The organism is Sulfitobacter sp. THAF37 (assembly GCF_009363555.1).
Taxonomy (GTDB): domain Bacteria; phylum Pseudomonadota; class Alphaproteobacteria; order Rhodobacterales; family Rhodobacteraceae; genus Sulfitobacter.
This window is the reverse complement of sequence record NZ_CP045372.1, coordinates 255,657-269,225: the sequence shown is the minus strand read 5'-3', so window position 1 is coordinate 269,225 and position 13,569 is coordinate 255,657. Positions and strand designations below refer to the sequence as shown.

Below are 13,569 nucleotides of genomic sequence, written 5' to 3'. Positions count from 1 at the left end.
GGAAACCGAAAAAATCCGCGATGGATTGCGGAAAATGGCTCAAAAAGGCGGGTTTCAGGCGGTTCCTGCCGGTGAAAGCGCCCTGAGCCGGGCCGCAAGGTCGGCGGCGTGGTCCACGGGCCAGGCGGCAAGCGGAGCCTGAACGCCGCGCAGATCAAGCTCGACCATCTGTTCAAGGTCGGGGGTATGACCCGCCGCCAACAGAAGCGGTGCCGAGATCATGGCCTGCACACCGTGCTCTTTCGTCACGCCTTCGAGCCGCGAAGCGGTATTCACCGTGTCCCCGATCAGGGTACGCGGGGCCTGACCGACCGCGCCGATTTCGCCCAGTACGACATCGCCCAGATGCGCGCCGATGCCGATGGCAACGGGGGGCTGGCGTTCTTCCGCCAGTTGCGCGTTGAAGGTGTCCAGTGCGCGGGCCACGCCCTCGATCGCACGCAGCGCGGACTGGGCCGACGCCTGCGGCGTGGCGCTTTCAAAAATGGCCAGGAAACCATCGCCCAGGTATTTGTCGATCGTCCCGCCCTGGCCGGTGACGGCAGGCACGACCGCGTCGAAGAACCGGTTCAGCAGGAACACCACGTCATAGGGCAATTGCCCCGTGGTACGGGCCGTGAAACCGCGCATGTCGAGGAACATGAGCGCCAGCCGCTTTTCCTCACCCTGGCTGGCATGGGTGCGGTGCCGGCGGTGGCCGTCGGGCTGGAACACGCGAAAGACGGTCGTGGGCGCGACGGGGACGATCTGGCACGCCAGCCGGGTGCCCGGTCCGGCGCGGACGGCGGCAAGGCTGCGTGCTTCGGCCGGCGTGGGGGGCGGCAGATCTTCGGCGCCTTCCTCCACCAGCACCCGACAGGTGGTGCAGCGCCCCCGACCGCCGCAGAGCGACGCATGCGGGACCCCGCGCAGACGCGACACCTCCAGCAGGGTCAGCCCTCTGGGCGCCCAGACCTGCGGCCCGTCGACATAGCGCACGCGCACCGACTGCCGCCGGGCCAGCACCGCCTTGGCGACGTAGATCGCGGCAACGGCGACCAGCAGCCCGAACAGCCCCCAGCCCAATGTGCGGGTCCAGCCGATGAGCAGGGCAAAGGTGTCCGCATCGGGAAAGTTGTAGTCGGCAAAGATCGTCTCGCGCTGTTGCGGTACCGCGAAACGCGCGCTGATCCGACGTGCCTCTGTCAGAAAGCCGGCAAGCGCAAAGGCGGGTACAAGCGCCGCGACACCGGCAAGCCAGGGCAGGGCGCGGCGCCACCAGGCCTTGCCCCGCAGCCAGAAATGCAGCCCGATGCAGCCATGCGCCCAGACCAGCAAGAGCAGCGCGCATTGCTTCCAGCCGTCCAGCGTGTTGTAGAGCAGCAGAGAGATATAGCCCATCTCGTCCTGCACACCGAAGAGTTCATGCGCGGTTCGGGTGTGCACCAGATGGGCGATCAGCAGCACTGGAATCAGCAGGCCAAAGACGGTCTGCGCGGCCTCCCACGGCGGCATCCGCAATGTGCCCCGCAGCGCCAGCCGGGCAAGGACCATCGTCAGATGCACCGCGAAGGCGCCGTAGATCAGGATCGTGCCGGGGATGCTGCGGGTCACGATCTGGCGCAGGTCCTGTGCCGCGTGCATCAGCTCGGTCGAGAAGAGCCCGAGCCCGATGTTCAGAAAATGCAGCAACGCATAGGCGAAAAGAACGAGACCGCTGGCGATGCGCAGCCGTGTGGCAATGGTGCCGCGCCAGAGTTCGTCCATGATCTGCTCCTTGCGTCGGTCAGACAGTGCGGGGACGCAAGGATCGGGTCAAGCGCGTCGGCAGCGCGGGTTACTCCGCCACCCGCGCGCCGTAGCCAAGCGGCAGGGAGGTTTCCTTGCCGCCCTCGATCTCCACGTCGTCGCCGACCTCGGCCAGGAAACGCTCCGCCTCCAGCGCGGCCATGCATCCCATCCCGGCGCTTGTCACCGCCTGCCGGTATTTATGGTCGGTCAGATCGCCCGCGGCAAAAACACCGGGGACCGAGGTTTCGGTGCTGTCGGGTTTGGTCACGACGTAGCCGCCCATATGGGTTTCCAGCGTGTCCTTGACCAGTTCGTTGGCGGGCGCATGGCCGATGGCGATGAACACGCCCTTGGCGGGGATGTCCGTGATCTCGCCGGTTTCGACGTGCTTGACCTTGATCCCCTCCACACCCAGCGGGCTGTCGGTGCCATAGACTTCTTCCAGCGTGTGAAACCACAGCGGTTCGATCTTGGGGTTCTTCATCAGCCGGTCGATCAGGATTTTCTCTGCCCGCAGCTCGTCCCGGCGATGGATCAGCGTCACCTTGGACGCAAAGTTGGTCAGGAACAGAGCCTCTTCGACGGCGGTGTTGCCGCCGCCGACCACGACGATCTCCTGACCGCGGTAAAAGAAGCCGTCACAGGTCGCGCAGGCGGAGACGCCGAAGCCCTTGAACTTGTCCTCCGTCGGCAGGCCGAGCCATTTCGCCCGCGCGCCGGTCGCCAGGATCACGGCGTCGGCCACGTAGGTCGTGCCGCTGTCGCCCTTGGCGTGGAACGGGCGGCTGCTGAGGTCCAGATCGGTGATGATGTCGCCGATGATCTCGGTTCCCATCGCCTTGGCGTGGTCCTGCATGCGCACCATCAGGTCGGGGCCCTGCACCTCTGTATCGCCGGGCCAGTTCTCGACCTCGGTGGTGGTGGTCAGCTGGCCGCCGGGTTCGATGCCCTGCACCAGAATCGGTTCCAGCATGGCGCGGCTGGCATAGACGCCGGCGGTGTAGCCCGCCGGGCCGGAGCCGATGATCAGAACCTTGGTCTTGCGTGTTTCGGCCATATGGCACCCCCGAACGTCAATTGCAGCCCCCGTGATATAGCCCCGCCGCGCCCATGCTTAAACCCCCGATGGACAGGCCCGACGCGCAGAGGGGCTTTCCATCGCTGCGGGCCGGGGCTAAGAGTAGTTTCCGGAAGATTGTTGCGTGCTCGCGAAAGAATATTGCGCAGCCCGGCGGCGCTGTTATAAGAAGTGCAAAATCCACAGGGGGTATCATGGCAGGCACACGGCTTGATCCGATTGATCGCAAGATCCTGGCCGAACTGCAGGCCGATGGCCGTATGACCAACGTGGAGCTTGCCAAGCGGGTCGGAATCTCCGCACCGCCCTGTCTGCGCCGCGTGCGCACGCTGGAGGAACAAGGATACATCCGCGGCTATCACGCCGACGTCGATGCCCGTGAACTGGGGTTCGAAGTTCAGGTCTTTGCCATGGTGGGTCTCGCCAGCCAGGCCGAGGCAGACCTGAGCGCCTTTGAACAGAAATGCCGCGACTGGCCGCTGGTCAGGGAGTGCCACATGCTCAACGGCGAGGTGGACTTCATCATCAAATGCGTGGCGCCGGACCTGTCCAGCTTTCAAAGCTTCCTGACCGGCAAGCTGCTGACCACGCCAAATGTCGCCAGCGTCAAGACAAGCCTCGTCATCCGTGGCGCCAAGGATGAGCCGGGCGTGCCCTTCGACGTGTTGGAAGAACGTCTCAAGACAGCGCCCTGACGCAATACCCGGGGCTGGCCGGTTCCGGTCAGGCGACCTGACCGGACTCCGCCTCCGGGGCGCGGGGATGGGCGAGCGGCCCGAAGTCGGTGATGTGGCTGATGCGGGGGAACATGCCCAGAAAGCGGTCCCGCAGTGAATGGCTGACCGTGCGGGTCGCGTTGGCGCCGGGATGAAAGGTCTCCATCTCCAGCCCGCCTGCGTTGATCGCCGCGTGCCGGTCGAGGCAGATGTGGAACAGCCGTACCGGCGTCGGCGGCACGATCTCGATCACGTTGACGCCATCCACGAATTCCCGCACCGAGGTCAACATCCGGGTGCCGCCCGCCTCGGACCGCAGGTGGTGCGGTGTGTGCAGGATGCGTGCGCCCGGCCCGACGGTCAGGAAGGACTGCGGCCGTCCCTGGCCGAAACTGTCCGCCATGATGCGGACCAGCGGCATCCGGCGGCCCGCGTCGGCAGGCACGAAACTCGAAGATCCGATCCAGACCAGCTTGGCCGGTTCGCCGCTCGACGTGTTGATCATGTCGCCCGGTTGCAGGTCTTCGACCGCGACCTCCCCGGCGACGGTCTGGATCAGCGTGCCGCGGGCAAAGGCGGAAAAGGCCGATTCGAACAGCGGAATCGCCGGGGCGGTGTCCTGCCCGATATACAGCGATCCATCCGCGCGCAGCGCGGCAATCTCGAAATTGCGCGTGGGCATGGGGGCGGCGGCACGTATCCCGCCGTTTGCGGGGCCCGGCGCGTGGATGTCGTATCCACCCGGTCTTTTCAGTGTGGTGGCCAGGCGCGAACCTGGGGCAGCGGTCATGTTCATGCGATCACCCTTTCAAGGTTGGTCACATCCGTGTCGGCCCCCACCGACAACAACGGAAATAACGTTCTGTCATTTCATGTATTCAACGACACTTAAATCGTCATGAACGGGGGCGATTGTCAAAGTTTGCCGAACATTTGTGCCTCATTTTGGTCCAATTTCACCGCAAACCGCCATTCTGTTTCCTCGTTTCCCGGTGATCCTGCCACAATCAGGCACGAAAAAGCCCCCCTCGCGAATCAACGCGAAGGGGGCTGCAATCGTACCGACCAGATCAGGCGGGAGGGAAAGCTCGCGACGAACGCCTGGCCGGTACTGCCGTCAGGCGGTCTTGCGGGCCGGTGTCGCTTCGGCGGCGCGCTTGGCGATAAACGCCTTGCGGCGTGCGCCACGGGCCCAGGGCATCACGGTGTCGTTCTTGGCGGCGGTTTCAGCGACATTCTTGATAAAGCGTGTGTTGGTTTTCATTGTCTCATCCTCGGTCTGCATGTTGTCGGGTCTTTGCCCTTGCTTGAGGATCAATATGTCGGACCAATCGGGCGTGTTTTTGGCCTTTGCTAAAAAAAATGGAAAAATGCGCCGCCTTGCGGGCCGCGTTTGTGGCCAGCTTGCCCTAATTGGAAAAACCCTTTGTTTTAAGGATTTTCTTGCCAGTCTTGTGGCCAATCCAGCCAATTCGCGCGGATTGTTTCCGCCTTGCGCCACCTGTTTCGGGCAGGAACGGGGCCAAGGATGCCCCAATTGCGCCAGGATCAGAGCCGGATCGCCGAGATCAGCCGCCCATAGTCGGCTTCCCTGCGATGGGTGCTGCGCCGGTAGGAATAGAATCGGGCCGGGTCGCTGTAGGTGCAATGGCGCGTCCATTCGGCATGGCCCACGCCCGCCGCGCGCAGCCGGTTCAGGCCAAAGCCCGGCAGGTCGAACAGCATCCGGTCGCCTTCGCCATTGGCGAAATAGCGGGCATAACTCTGATCTTCGGCGATGAAATCCTCGAAGAATTCCGGCCCGACCTCGTAGGCGCGTTGGCTGATGCAGGGGCCGATCACCGCCGTGATCCCCTCCGGGGTCGCCCCCAGCGCCACCATTGCGTCGACCGTCGCGTGCAGCACACCGTCAAGCGCCCCGCGCCAACCCGCATGGGCGGCACCGATCACCCCGGCCTGTGGGTCGGCGAAGAGGACCGGCTGGCAGTCGGCCGCCAGAACCGACAGGGCCAGCCCCGGCGTCGCCGTCACCAGCGCGTCCGCGCGGGGCCGTTCTGCCAGCGGCGCGTCCACGGTGACGGCCCTGGCGGAATGCACCTGATGCACGCCCAGAAGATGCTCGGGCGGTACGTCCATCGCCCCGGCCACCCGGTGGCGGTTGATCGTCACGATTTCACGCTGGTCCGAACTGCCCATCCCGCAGTTCAGCCCCGAAAAGACCCCCGACGACGCGCCGCCCGCGCGGGTGAAGAACCCGTGGCGCAGGGGGGCGAGGCTGTCGGAGGTGATGATTTCCAGCGTCATGTTTCCAGTCCCGGTGGCGGTGCCTCGCCCTGGCGGTGCAGGGCGATCACCTTGAAGAGGTTTCCCATTTCCTGCGGATGCGTCAACCGCCGATGTGCAGCCACATGGCTGTTCAGCGCCGGACCGGTCAGCCCGCGGGCAAGTTGTTGCGCACGCTGCGTGATGCCCAACCGCTCAAGAAAGACGCCCTGCGGGGTCACTCGGGTGTGGGCACAGGGCGCGGCGGCGCGGGCGATCGCCTCGAAATCCACATGGGCGGTCAGGTCGGCGGTGCCCGGTGCCTTCAGCGGATCGGTGGCCGCGTGCTTGTGGACGGCCTGCCATGTGTCGCCCAGCGTGCGCCAGTCGCCGTAATCCACGATCAACGCCGCTCCGCCATGCCGGGCGATGCGCGCCGTGACCGGCGCCAGCACGGATGACAGCGCCTCGCAGACCTCGACCAGATCGCCGTCGCGGGTGTCCTCCAGCCTGTCCTTCAGCGCCGGCTGCGGCTGTGCGGGGCCCAGGCCCAGCACCAGCGCGTCCTCCTGCAGCCCCACCTGCCGCTCGCGCCAGCCGGTGCCGTCGCGCACGAACTGCCGGATCGGCAGGGCGTCGAAGAATTCGTTCGCCACGAGATAGAGCGCCTGGTCGGGCAGGGCGTCCGTGGTCGTGACCGGGGTGACGGCATGGGCCGCCAGCGTCCGCGCCTGCACAGCGCGCAGGGTGTCCGATGCTTCGACCAGCACCACCTCGGCCGCCTCGGCGAAACCCGGCACCCGCGCGCTCGCGCGCAGGATGTCCGCCATCAGCGTGCCGCGTCCGGGGCCAAGCTCGGCCAGGGTAAAGGGGGCGGGGGCGCCGTCGTCCAGCCATTTCTGCGCCAGGGCGAGGCCGATCAGCTCTCCGAACATCTGGCTGATCTCGGGGGCGGTGGTGAAATCTCCCTCCGCTCCGAGCGGGTCGCGCGTGGCGTAATAGCCCCACCGCGGATGCAGCAGGCAGCTGTGCATATAGTCGTCCAGCCGCATCGGCCCTTCGGCCCGGATGCGCGCGATGATATGGTCCTGCAGGCTCATGCCGGGCGGCGGCGCGCCCGCAGGATCAGCACAAGCCCCACCACAATCATCGGCAGGCACAGGATCTGGCCCATGGTCAGCCCGACGCCGCCCACGTGCCAGGCCAGCCCCAGCGGGTTGCCTTCGCTGACGAACTGGGCGTCGGGCTGGCGCACGAACTCAACCGCGAACCGGGCAAGGCCGTAGCCCGCGAGGAAGGTCCCGCCGATCAGCCCTTCGCGCTTCAGCGCCCCGCGCCGCCAGGCCATCCAGATCAGCAGGCTGCCCAGGATCAACCCTTCGAGCAGCGCCTCGTAGAGTTGCGAGGGGTGCCGGGCGCAGATACCTGCGACGTCAGGACAGTATTGTGCCGCATCTGTCGGAAAGGCGACGCCCCAGGGCAGGTCGGTCGGCCTGCCCCAAAGCTCGGCATTGATGAAATTGGCCAACCGGCCCAGAAACAGGCCGGGCGCCAGCCCGAGACAGACCATATCTCCGGTCGAGATGGTGGGAACCTTGTGGCGCAGCGTATAAAGCCACCCGGCCAGGATCACCCCCAGGGCCCCGCCGTGAAAGGACATGCCGCCTTCCCACAGTTGCAGAACGCGCAGCGGGTTCGAGAGGTAAACGCCCGGCTGGTAGAACAGCACATAGCCCAGACGCCCGCCCAGAATGACGCCCAGGATCACCCAGAACAGCAGGTCCTCCACCTGTGCGGGCGTCATCGCGGGCGTGTCGTTCTTCCACAGGCGCGGGGTGCGGGTGGCGCGCACCACGATGCGCCAGCCGATCAGGATCCCGGCGATATAGGCCAGCGCGTACCAGCGCAGGGCAAAGGTCGTGCCGAAAAGCGAGATCGAGAAGATCTCGGGCGAAATGTCGGGGAAGGGGAGCATCGCGATCATGCGCCGATTGAGCGCGCCACGGCGGGGAAGTCAACCTTGCGCCTGCGCCTTCTCCATCCCATATAAAGCCAAAGTGAACGCAGGAGGCCAGACATGCAGACCCGCAACAAGTTTTTCGACGACGTCAGCCAGATGATGACCAATGCGATGGGCGTGGCGCAGGGGGCCCGGACCGAGGCCGAGACCGCGCTCAAGGGCATGGTGGACCGCTGGCTGGCCGACCGCGACTTCGTAACGCGCGAGGAATTCGACGCTGTGCGCGCCATGGCGCAGAAGGCCCGCGAGGAAAACGAGGCGCTGAAATCGCGGCTCGACGCGATGGAAGCCAAGAAAGGCTGAACCGAAAGGCGGCGCTGCCGCGCCATTCCTGTTCATTGCCAGCATCGGGTGAACGCCCGGGTGCCTGACGTCGCCGCGGCTGATCCTGCGGCGCGTGGACCTTTCCCCGCCGGAACGTGCCCCTGTCGAAATTTTGGGCCCGTCACGGTCTTCCCCACAAGATATTGCATTTATCCCCGCTATTTTGGGCTTATCCCCAAGAAAAAGGTTGCGTGTGGGCGCGGTTATCGCCCACCATATCTAGTATAGGTGCGGCAACGTTCCGCGCCTATTTGTGCAGGCATCCATGGCTGGTGGCGCAGGCGTTCCCCGGCTCTGGAACAAATAGAGGTGGCGAAATGGCCCTGTCCGAGCAGTACCTTGAAGAAGACATTCATCCGATTGATATCGTCGAAAACCTGGCTGCCCACCACGAGTGGGATTTCGACCGGATTTCCGACGAACAGATCGCCATGGCCGTCGAGGGCCAGTGGCGCACCTATTCGATCACCCTTGCATGGTCGGCTTTCGACGAAACCCTGCGTCTGATCTGCACCTTTGACATGGACCCGCCGGAACATGCCTTGCCCGGTGTCTATGAACTGCTCAATTCCATCAACGATCAGTGCTGGGCCGGATCCTTTACCTATTGGGCCGAGCAGAAGCTGATGGTCTACCGCTACGGGCTGGTGATGGCCGGGGGGCAGGATGCCTCTGCCGGGCAGATCGACATGATGATCACCGCCGCGGTCATGTCGGCAGAGCGGTATTACCCCGCGCTGCAACTGCTGATCTGGGGCGACCGCACGCCCCGGGACGCGCTTCAGGTGGCCATTGCAGAGGCCTACGGCCACGCGTAACACATGCCCGCAAGAGTAATGCGGGAGAGAAACGATGAAGGACAGTCGAATAGCCGCGGGTGGCCTGGTGCTGCTGGGGTGCGGCAAGATGGGCTCTGCCATGCTGGCCGGGTGGCTGAAGCGCGGCTTGCCGCCCGCCTCGGTCTGGGTGATCGACCCCGCGCCGTCTGACTGGCTGCAAGGGCAGGGCGTGCGGCTGAACGAAGCTTTGCCCGAGGCGCCCGCGCTGGTGCTGGTTGCGGTCAAGCCGCAGATGATGGCCGAGGCCTTGCCGAGCCTGCAGGCGATGGGCAATGGCGACACCGTTTTTGTCAGCGTCGCGGCGGGCACGCCGATTTCCTATTTCGAAGAGGTGCTGGGCGCGCAGACCCCCGTGGTCCGCGCCATGCCGAACACCCCGGCGGCGATTTCGCGCGGGATCACGGCCATCGTCGGCAATGAGGCCGCAGGTGCGCAGGCGCTGGACGAGGCCGAGGCGCTGTTGAGCGCGGTGGGCGACGTGGTGCGCCTGACGGACGAGTCCCAGATCGACGCGGTCACAGGCGTCAGCGGTTCTGGTCCCGCCTATGTGTTCCACCTGATGGAGACGATGGCCGACGCCGGAGAAGCCCAGGGCCTGCCGCGTGAGCTGGCGTTGCAACTGGCGAAGGCGACGGTCGCCGGGGCCGGGGCGCTGGCGATGGAGGCGGAGGAAGACCCCGCCCAGCTGCGCCGCAACGTGACCAGCCCCAATGGCACCACCCAGGCGGCGCTGCAGGTGCTGATGGATGCGGAAAACGGGTTTCCGCCGCTGTTGAAACGCGCGGTGGCCGCCGCCGCCGACCGTTCGCGGGAGCTGTCCCGTGGCTGAGATTTCATTTGACGACTTCATGGCGGTCGACATCCGCGTCGGCACAGTGATCCGGGCGGAACCCTTTCCCGAGGCGCGCAAGCCCGCGATCAAGCTCTGGATCGACTTCGGAGAAGAGATCGGCACGCGCAAGACCTCGGCGCAGATCACCGTGCATTACACGCCCGAAGGGTTGATCGGGCGGCAGGTCATGGCGGTGGTCAACTTCCCGCCGCGCCAGATCGGACCCTTCATGTCCGAGGTGCTGGTGCTGGGCGCACCCGATGCCGATGGGGCTGTCGTGCTGGTCTCGCCCGATCATGAAGTGCCCAATGGCGGGCGGATGCATTAACAAGATCAATGGGTTGCGCGCCGGACGTAAGGTGTTGCACGAGCTTTCCGGCGTGGGCGACGGGCGGGTTCTCTCGTCGCGCTGAAGGGCGTTCCGCGCGTTTTTCGATGAGATGCGCAGCCAGAATGCAGGTTTTTCCCCCGAAATTGCGCTGATGATTGCGGTCTTCGCGCGGTCCCGTCAACGGCGGGGAACGATCGTGTTCTGTGAATCAAACCTGTCGAATGTTCGATTTGGATAAACTTGGCTCAACTCTATGTGGGTAAGTGGCCGAAAAAATCGCATCCTTATGCGCCTCGGTATCTACTTATCCCCAACCGCTTCGCGCCAGTGGCGGCGGCAGAGCGACACATAGGACTCGTTTCCGCCGATCTGTACCTGCGCCCCCGCGCGTTGCGGGGCGCCCGAGGCATCCATGCGCACCACCATCGTCGCCTTCTTGCCGCAGTGGCAGATCGTGCGCACCTCGCGCATCTCGTCACTGAGCGCGAGAAGCGTGGCAGAACCGGGGAACAATTCGCCGCGAAAATCCACCCGCAGGCCGAAGCACATGACCGGCACATCCAGGTCGTCCACCACCCGCGCCAGTTGCCAGACCTGTTCGACCTGCAGAAACTGCGCCTCGTCCACGAAGACACAGGCGCAAGGCCCCTGCGCCAGACGCGTCTCGATCTTGGAAAACAGGTCTTCGCCCTCGGCAAAGGTGTCGGCCTTCTGGCCAATTCCAATGCGCGAGGCGATCCGCGCTTCTCCGGCGCGGGTGTCCAGCCGGGCGGTCAGCAGGTAGGGCTGCATCCCGCGTTCCACGTAGTTGTGAGCCGCCTGCAGCAGCACTGTGGATTTCCCGGCGTTCATGGTCGAATAATGGAAATAAAGCTTGGCCATAGCGCCTCCTTTACGTCAGCTGCGGCGCATGGATCAAGCGGCTGCGGTCAGCCGTGTTTCTGCACGATCACCGATCCGACCGAATAGCCTGCCCCGAAGGAGCAGATCAGCCCCAGGTCGCCGTCCTGCAGGTCGTCGGAATATTTGCTGAAGGCGATGATCGACCCGGCGGATGAGGTATTGGCGTATTCCTGCAGGATGTTGGGCTGTTCCCCCGGCGCGGGGTCGCGGCCCAGCACCTTGCGGCCGATGAAATCGTTCATCGACTTGTTGGCCTGATGCAGCCAGATGCGTTTCAGGTCCGCGCTGGCGACGCCGTCCTGGGCCATGTGCTCTGCCACATGGTCGGACACCAGCGGCAGCACCTCCTTGAACACCTTGCGGCCGTTCTGCATGAACTGCATGTCGCGCCGGTCGGCCAGGCCGTCGGGGCGGGACCGCCGCAGAAAGCCGTTGTTGTTTCGGATGTTGTTGGAAAACTGGGTGGCACAGCGGGTCGAGCGGATTTCGAAGTGGGGGCCTTGCGCGGCGTCCTTTCGTTCGATCAGCACAGCCGTCGCGACGTCTCCGAAAATGAAGTGGCAGTCCCGGTCGCGCCATTCCAGATGGGCGGAGCAGATTTCGGGATTGACCACCAACGCCGAGCGGATCGACCCCGAACGTACCATGTCCGCCGCGGCCTGAATTCCGAATGTGGCCGACGAGCAGGCGACATTCATGTCGAACGCGAAGCCGTTGATTTTCAACAGGTCCTGGATTTCGATCGCCACCGCGGGATAGGCACGTTCCAGGTTCGAGGCGGCGCAGATCACCGCGTCGACCTCCGCCGCCGTCTTGCCCGCCTGCGCCAGGGCCTTCTCCGCCGCGTCGATGGCCATTTCCGCCATCAGCGATGGTTCGTCGTCGCTGCGCTGGCGCAGCAGCGGATGCATCACGCGGGGGTCCAGGATGCCGGTCTTGTCGATCACGTGGCGCTGTTCGATCCCCGACGCCTTGACGATGAACTCTTCCGAGGAATAGGTCTTGGCCTCCAGCTCTCCGGCGTCGATCGCGGCGGCGTTCTCGGCATTGTAGAGGTCCACGTAAGCGTTGAACGATTTGACAAGCTCCGCGTTCGTGATGGTCTGCTCCGGTGTGAACAGGCCGGTGCCGGTGATGACGGGTGTGTACATCGGATCCCTCTCGATTTGTTCAAGCTAACCGCGCTGCGGCCCGATGGGCAAGGGCAGCCGCCCGCCGATCAGCTTCTGTTAAAGTTTAGCCTGTACCCCGATCCTGACAAGCGAGGGAGACAGTCATGATCAGGACAATGGGCGCTGTGGCGATCATGTTGGTGATGGGGATTGGCCCGGTTGCGGCGCAGGAGGACGGCGCGCAGCGCATGATCCTGCTGGCCGATCAGGCCCAGCGGGCGCTGCGGATCACGAAATCAGCCTGCCTGGTGATGTCCGGATCCCAGGTGAGCCATCATGCCCAAACCGTGGTGGAAGAGGCGCGGCACTTTGAAGAGGTGATGCAGGACCTGGCGGCGGAACAGGAACGTCTGCTGCAGCTGCGGCGGCTGTCCCTCGGGCTGACCCGGTCGGCGGCGCAGATTGCATCCGGGGATCTGCACAGCGTGCCGATGCGGCTGCTGCTGTCGCGCAATCACCAGGTGGCAGCGCGTCTGCTGGACCTCGCCCGGGCCGAGGGGGCGACCTACCCGGAGGAAGTCCTTTCGAAAGAACAGGTGACGGTTCTGAACCATCTCGCCGCGCAACGCGCGCTGGTGGAGGGGCTGCTGCGGGATCAGTGCTATGTCCGCCTGTCCTTCGGTGCGGCCGACCTGCCGCAGAAGATGACAGAGGGCATCCGTCGCTTCGAAGCGGTCAATACCCTGCTGATCGAGGGGGACGCGGCGCAGGGCGTGCCGCCTGCGCCCGACATCGGGATCAAGATCGCGCTGGGGCAGGTCGCATCGAAATGGGTCTCTTTGCGCGCCCTGCTCGATGCGGCGGCGAAGGAGGGCACATTGGACCTGCGCGACCTGCAACTTGCCGCCGTCATCGGGGAAACGCTGCACCGGCGTCTGGGCAAACTGATGGAGAAATATCAGGCGCTGTAAGGGCAGCGACGTGGCGGGCCCGGTCCCTAACGCCGCGGCACCGAATAGAGGACATAACCGTCACGCCGCGCGACTTCCCGTGCGCCCGTGTCAATGACAAAGACACCGAGGTTTTCCAGGTCCGCCGGGCAACCGACCAGATCGGCGGTGTCGTCGAGGAACTGGTTGGTATAGGCATCCTCACCCACCCGGCGGCAGGCGTCGCCGTCAAAGCGGTAGCCGTTTCCGAAGAACGGCAGGTCCGTCCCCGCGGGGACGGGTGCGGATTCGCACGCGGAAATCAGTAGGATGGCCGGAAGCATGGCGCGGATCATGGGGACCTCCTGTGGGTCGATCACCCAAGTCTAGCAATGTTTCGCCGCTTTTAACAGATTTTCCAGGCGCGCGGGCCGGGTGGTGAAGCGTATCGGC

General features: G+C 64.9%; 16 protein-coding genes. 6 read left to right on the top strand and 10 right to left on the bottom strand.

What is annotated here, in order from left to right:
- Positions 1-54 precede the first annotated feature (54 nt).
- Both FIU94_RS01335 and trxB read right to left on the bottom strand, forming a co-directional pair.
- On the bottom strand, positions 55-1,746 hold the full coding sequence (locus tag FIU94_RS01335; protein WP_152464072.1) for an adenylate/guanylate cyclase domain-containing protein: 1,692 nt from the start codon (positions 1,744-1,746) through the stop codon (positions 55-57).
- Positions 1,747-1,816: 70 nt separating this feature from the next.
- Positions 1,817-2,827, bottom strand: a complete 1,011-nt coding sequence (gene trxB, locus FIU94_RS01330; RefSeq protein ID WP_152464071.1) for a thioredoxin-disulfide reductase — start codon at positions 2,825-2,827, stop codon at positions 1,817-1,819.
- 215 nt (positions 2,828-3,042) lie between these two features.
- Between trxB and FIU94_RS01325 the strand changes: the two genes are divergently transcribed.
- Positions 3,043-3,543 carry an Lrp/AsnC family transcriptional regulator gene (locus tag FIU94_RS01325; protein ID WP_152464070.1) on the top strand — a complete coding sequence of 167 codons (501 nt, stop codon included), beginning with the start codon at positions 3,043-3,045 and terminating at the stop codon, positions 3,541-3,543.
- A 28-nt stretch (positions 3,544-3,571) separates the two neighbouring features.
- Here FIU94_RS01325 and FIU94_RS01320 read toward each other — a convergent pair whose 3' ends face one another.
- From FIU94_RS01320 to lgt, 5 genes are all read right to left on the bottom strand, one after another.
- Positions 3,572-4,360 carry a Hint domain-containing protein gene (locus tag FIU94_RS01320; protein WP_254702584.1) on the bottom strand — a complete coding sequence of 263 codons (789 nt, stop codon included), beginning with the start codon at positions 4,358-4,360 and terminating at the stop codon, positions 3,572-3,574.
- Between the two features lie 321 nt (positions 4,361-4,681).
- Positions 4,682-4,828, bottom strand: coding sequence for a hypothetical protein (locus FIU94_RS20815; protein WP_172975823.1), 147 nt, complete (start codon positions 4,826-4,828; stop codon positions 4,682-4,684).
- A gap of 284 nt (positions 4,829-5,112) precedes the next feature.
- Positions 5,113-5,868: a peptidoglycan editing factor PgeF gene (gene pgeF, locus FIU94_RS01315; RefSeq protein ID WP_152464069.1), complete on the bottom strand. Its 756-nt coding sequence runs from the start codon at positions 5,866-5,868 to the stop codon at positions 5,113-5,115.
- Positions 5,865-6,926, bottom strand: coding sequence for a class I SAM-dependent methyltransferase (locus FIU94_RS01310; protein ID WP_152464068.1), 1,062 nt, complete (start codon positions 6,924-6,926; stop codon positions 5,865-5,867). The genes pgeF and FIU94_RS01310 overlap by 4 nt, the downstream gene beginning before the upstream one ends.
- Positions 6,923-7,810, bottom strand: coding sequence for a prolipoprotein diacylglyceryl transferase (lgt, locus tag FIU94_RS01305; RefSeq protein ID WP_152464067.1), 888 nt, complete (start codon positions 7,808-7,810; stop codon positions 6,923-6,925). The genes FIU94_RS01310 and lgt overlap by 4 nt, the downstream gene beginning before the upstream one ends.
- 93 nt (positions 7,811-7,903) lie before the next feature.
- Here lgt and FIU94_RS01300 point away from each other — a divergent pair, with 93 nt between their 5' ends.
- The 4 genes from FIU94_RS01300 to FIU94_RS01285 all read left to right on the top strand — a co-directional run bounded on the left by FIU94_RS01300 (position 7,904) and on the right by FIU94_RS01285 (position 10,169).
- Positions 7,904-8,149, top strand: a complete 246-nt coding sequence (locus tag FIU94_RS01300) for an accessory factor UbiK family protein (RefSeq protein ID WP_152464066.1) — start codon at positions 7,904-7,906, stop codon at positions 8,147-8,149.
- 338 nt (positions 8,150-8,487) lie between these two features.
- Complete coding sequence (locus FIU94_RS01295) at positions 8,488-8,988, top strand: YbjN domain-containing protein (protein ID WP_152464065.1); 501 nt, start codon at positions 8,488-8,490, stop codon at positions 8,986-8,988.
- A gap of 34 nt (positions 8,989-9,022) precedes the next feature.
- Positions 9,023-9,838: a pyrroline-5-carboxylate reductase gene (proC, locus tag FIU94_RS01290; protein WP_152464064.1), complete on the top strand. Its 816-nt coding sequence runs from the start codon at positions 9,023-9,025 to the stop codon at positions 9,836-9,838.
- A complete protein-coding gene (locus FIU94_RS01285; protein ID WP_152464063.1) occupies positions 9,831-10,169 on the top strand; it encodes a tRNA-binding protein in 339 nt (112 codons plus the stop codon). Before proC ends, FIU94_RS01285 begins: the two co-directional genes overlap by 8 nt.
- 303 nt (positions 10,170-10,472) lie before the next feature.
- Here the strand turns inward: FIU94_RS01285 and FIU94_RS01280 are convergent, their stop codons facing one another.
- Positions 10,473-11,054: a thymidine kinase gene (locus tag FIU94_RS01280; protein WP_152464062.1), complete on the bottom strand. Its 582-nt coding sequence runs from the start codon at positions 11,052-11,054 to the stop codon at positions 10,473-10,475.
- Between the two features lie 47 nt (positions 11,055-11,101).
- The gene (locus FIU94_RS01275; RefSeq protein ID WP_152464061.1) at positions 11,102-12,226 is read right to left on the bottom strand and encodes a beta-ketoacyl-ACP synthase III; all 1,125 of its coding nucleotides are present in this window, start codon (positions 12,224-12,226) and stop codon (positions 11,102-11,104) included.
- A gap of 125 nt (positions 12,227-12,351) precedes the next feature.
- Here FIU94_RS01275 and FIU94_RS01270 point away from each other — a divergent pair, with 125 nt between their 5' ends.
- Positions 12,352-13,158: a hypothetical protein gene (locus FIU94_RS01270; protein ID WP_152464060.1), complete on the top strand. Its 807-nt coding sequence runs from the start codon at positions 12,352-12,354 to the stop codon at positions 13,156-13,158.
- 26 nt (positions 13,159-13,184) lie between these two features.
- Here the strand turns inward: FIU94_RS01270 and FIU94_RS01265 are convergent, their stop codons facing one another.
- A complete protein-coding gene (locus FIU94_RS01265; protein WP_152464059.1) occupies positions 13,185-13,472 on the bottom strand; it encodes a hypothetical protein in 288 nt (95 codons plus the stop codon).
- Positions 13,473-13,569 lie beyond the last annotated feature (97 nt).

Bases quoted from the DNA above. Each gene is read 5' to 3' on its own strand.
- FIU94_RS01325 (WP_152464070.1), top strand. From the start codon at position 3,043: ATGGCAGGCACACGGCTTGATCCGATTGATCGCAAGATCCTGGCCGAA.
- FIU94_RS01280 (WP_152464062.1), bottom strand. From the start codon at position 11,054: ATGGCCAAGCTTTATTTCCATTATTCGACCATGAACGCCGGGAAATCC.
- FIU94_RS01300 (WP_152464066.1), top strand. From the start codon at position 7,904: ATGCAGACCCGCAACAAGTTTTTCGACGACGTCAGCCAGATGATGACC.
- pgeF (WP_152464069.1), bottom strand. From the start codon at position 5,868: ATGACGCTGGAAATCATCACCTCCGACAGCCTCGCCCCCCTGCGCCAC.
- FIU94_RS01275 (WP_152464061.1), bottom strand. From the start codon at position 12,226: ATGTACACACCCGTCATCACCGGCACCGGCCTGTTCACACCGGAGCAG.
- FIU94_RS01270 (WP_152464060.1), top strand. From the start codon at position 12,352: ATGATCAGGACAATGGGCGCTGTGGCGATCATGTTGGTGATGGGGATT.
- FIU94_RS01265 (WP_152464059.1), bottom strand. From the start codon at position 13,472: ATGATCCGCGCCATGCTTCCGGCCATCCTACTGATTTCCGCGTGCGAA.
- lgt (WP_152464067.1), bottom strand. From the start codon at position 7,810: ATGATCGCGATGCTCCCCTTCCCCGACATTTCGCCCGAGATCTTCTCG.
- FIU94_RS01310 (WP_152464068.1), bottom strand. From the start codon at position 6,926: ATGAGCCTGCAGGACCATATCATCGCGCGCATCCGGGCCGAAGGGCCG.
- FIU94_RS01320 (WP_254702584.1), bottom strand. From the start codon at position 4,360: ATGAACATGACCGCTGCCCCAGGTTCGCGCCTGGCCACCACACTGAAA.
- FIU94_RS01295 (WP_152464065.1), top strand. From the start codon at position 8,488: ATGGCCCTGTCCGAGCAGTACCTTGAAGAAGACATTCATCCGATTGAT.
- proC (WP_152464064.1), top strand. From the start codon at position 9,023: ATGAAGGACAGTCGAATAGCCGCGGGTGGCCTGGTGCTGCTGGGGTGC.
- FIU94_RS20815 (WP_172975823.1), bottom strand. From the start codon at position 4,828: ATGAAAACCAACACACGCTTTATCAAGAATGTCGCTGAAACCGCCGCC.
- FIU94_RS01335 (WP_152464072.1), bottom strand. From the start codon at position 1,746: ATGGACGAACTCTGGCGCGGCACCATTGCCACACGGCTGCGCATCGCC.
- trxB (WP_152464071.1), bottom strand. From the start codon at position 2,827: ATGGCCGAAACACGCAAGACCAAGGTTCTGATCATCGGCTCCGGCCCG.